The organism is Thomasclavelia sp. (assembly GCF_017889095.1).
Taxonomy (GTDB): Bacteria; Bacillota_I; Bacilli_A; order Erysipelotrichales; family Coprobacillaceae; genus Thomasclavelia.
The window spans coordinates 1-3,284 of the sequence record NZ_JAGHEW010000142.1; the positions used below are offsets into that span (position 1 = coordinate 1).

The 3,284-nt window shown below is 30.8% G+C and carries 2 protein-coding genes; both read left to right on the forward strand.

Annotation, left to right across the window (positions count from 1 at the left end):
• A partial coding sequence (locus tag J7M77_RS06590) for a L,D-transpeptidase (protein WP_296877040.1) occupies positions 1-342 on the forward strand: 342 nt, incomplete at its 5' end.
• Positions 343-627: 285 nt separating this feature from the next.
• Positions 628-3,284, forward strand: a 2,657-nt coding sequence (locus J7M77_RS06595) for a glucosaminidase domain-containing protein (protein WP_296877041.1), incomplete at its 3' end; no start/stop codon positions are given.

Consider the following 3,284-nt stretch of genomic DNA (forward strand, 5'->3'; position numbering starts at 1 on the left):
GGTGTTTACTACACACCTGCAAAATATCGCTGGAGAGAATTAATGGGTCCAAGTTATGGACAATATTCAACTCGAATTGTAAATGGATTCTTATTTCATTCAGTACCATACAATAAAATGAATATTTATACACTTTCAGCTAGAATGTATAATCAATTAGGAAGTACATGTTCACATGGGTGTATTCGTTTAACTTGTAGAGATGCAAAATGGATATACGATTATTGTCCATTAGGAACAAAAGTTATTATAGTTGATGGAGGATCAGATCCATTAAGTAAACCAATAGCACAAAAAATACCATTAACGCAAACATGGGATCCAACCGATCCAGCAATTTAATCAAAGATTTAAGACGACATCATTTGTGGTGTCGTTTTTATTATATTAATGAATAAGTCTTTAATTAAATTTATAAGAAAAACGTATTATTAATTATTTTACATTCAATAGTATTGTAAAAAAAGCGCAAATAACAAAAAAATGTAAAAAAATGGATTTATATTGTGAATTAATATCGTTACATGATAATAATGTGATTGCATGTAGAAATTTTGGTTTTTTATTGTTATAATCTCTTTGACAAATAAAGAATTTTATTTGTGAAGTAAAGAAAGGAGTGGAATATTGAAAGAAAAATGTAAGAGATTGTTTTTGACATTTCTTACACTTAGTATGTTATTTAGCACTAATTTAATAGGAGTAAATAATATACAAGCAATTGATGAGAGTGATAATTTAGTAACAAATGAAGATAATGATGTAAAAGATGATTTTGAAGCTGGTGCAACGTTAGATAAAGATCAAGAAGTAACTGCAATGGATGAAGATGGTAATGTTTTACCATTAGAAGACGTAGAAGCAAATATGCCTAGTGAATCTGAAGAAAGCGATGATAAATGGGATGAAATGCCAAGAAGTAGAATTTCTAATAATTCTGTGGCAGTTGTTAATTTCAGAACTAAAAGTTCTTCAGAAGTAAATACTAGTTATACCGAAGTTAATACTGGTAGACCAGGATATACTAATGGTTATTATGCTGCTGATGGGGCTTTTTTAGGGTATGATAATGAATCAAATCCAACGAAAGTAAAATTTATGCAAGCAGGTGTAGTTGGTGAAGTTTCTGTCAAGGATGTAGAAGTATTAGATTATACATCATCAAAAGTTGTAACAACATCTAAATATTATGTTAGTGGTGGTAGATTGTATCACGGTATTGTAAGTAATTTATCAAACACTAGTTATTCTAGTAGATTGGATTGTGGACCAGCACCTTCTTATTTAAAGGAAGGGAAGGATTATTATAGTTACGATGGACATTATTTTTATGAAAATAGTACTTATGCTAGCTATTCAACGATGTTGAATGATTATCGTAATAATGTAAGAACTAATGCAGTAAATAGTTCTTCACCATATTATAATTATTTCCAATATTTATCACACCGCAGTAAAACTTCATATACTGCTGCGCAGTTAAATAGTGCAATTAATGCTATGGTTGGTTCATCTGAAAGTAACAATAATCGTACTTCTAAATTAAGAAATTTAGGAGCTACATTTATTTCAGAGCAAGATAAATATGGATCAAATGCATTATTAATGCTTGCAGTAGCCGCAAACGAAAGTGCTTGGGGATGCAGTAATATAGCGGCAAATAAAAACAATTTGTTTGGACATGCTGCTTATGATAGCGATCCTAATGGTAGTTCTAATGCATATTCTTCAGTAGAGTATAGTGTTTATTACCATGCAGCAATTTTTGTTTCTAGAGGTTATTTAGATCCAATAACTGATGCCCGTTATTATGGGGCTAATCTTGGTGATAAAGCAAGTGGAATGAATGTAAAGTATGCATCTGATCCTTATTGGGGTGAAAAAGGTGCGTCGATTTGTTGGAAAATTGACAATTATTTAGGCAATAGTGATTCAAAAAAATATACTGTCGCAATTAAAGATACGATTAATACAAATCATTCTGTAATCAATATAAAAAACAATGCAAACAGTTCGGCAACAACTTTATATTCAACGTATCCAGTTAGTTCAAAAACTACATATAAAAGTTATGCACCATCAAATTACTCATTTATTATTATTGGTGAAAGTGGTAACTATTATAAAATTCAAACTGATGGAGCAGTTAATAGTGGTAGAACTGGTATAGTGGTTCAATCAGCATACGATTATAACAATAGTTATGGCTATATTCCAAAATCAAGTGTAACAGTGGTAAAAGAAGGATCATATTCTGATCTTGGTCAAAATACTTCTAATACAACTGGAGCAAGTAGTGGTAAAGATAGTAGTGAACCGCATATTTTATATTCAGCTAACTGTCAATCAGTGGGCTGGTTAGAAACGGTAACAGAACCAAATACTGCTGGAACAACCGGAAGATCACTTAATTTATATCAATTAAAATTAAGCTTATCTAATGTTGGAAAATCAGTTTTCCTATCAGGAAAAGTTTATAGTAATGGTTCTTGGTTGACTTATGATAAAATTAATTCTTCAACGCAAATTGGAAATAGTAATAAGCCAATGGAAGTGGTTAATTTTAATATAAATAATCTAGCTGGATACAAATTACAATATCGAGTTCATAGTGCTGATCTTGGTTGGCAAAGCTGGGTTGATCAAGGAACTAATGCTGGAAAAACTGGATATGCGATTCAGGCAATTGATTTTAGATTAGTTAAAGATACTTCAGTTGTTTGCAAACCATCCATTTATTATCGAAGCCATATTGAAGAAAGTGGTTGGCTAGGTTACGTTGGTGATAGTGAAATAGCCGGAACAACCGGTGAATCACTAGGATTAGAAGCGTTTAATATCGGTATTGATAATTTATCAAATTATCAATTAACGGTTAAAACTTATGATAAAACCAATGGATGGAAAACATATAATAATGTTTCTGATTCAACTGTTATAGGAACAACAGGTAAATCATTACCGTTAAATGCAATTTCTGCAACTTTAACTAATGATTATGGTTATGTAATTGAATATCAAGTACATTTATCTAATAAAGGCTGGACATCATGGACTAGTCAAGGAACTAATTGTGGAGATACTAAGGGTACTGAACAAATTGAAGCGATAAAATTTAGAGTTGTGGAAAGTAAAGTACCAACTAAAATATCATTAAATAAAACATCATTAAATTTAGTTGTAAATAAAAGTGAAACTCTTACTGCAACAATAATCCCAGCTTCTGTTTCTACTTCTTTAACTTGGTCAACAAGTAATAGTAAAGTAGCAACAGTAGATAAAAA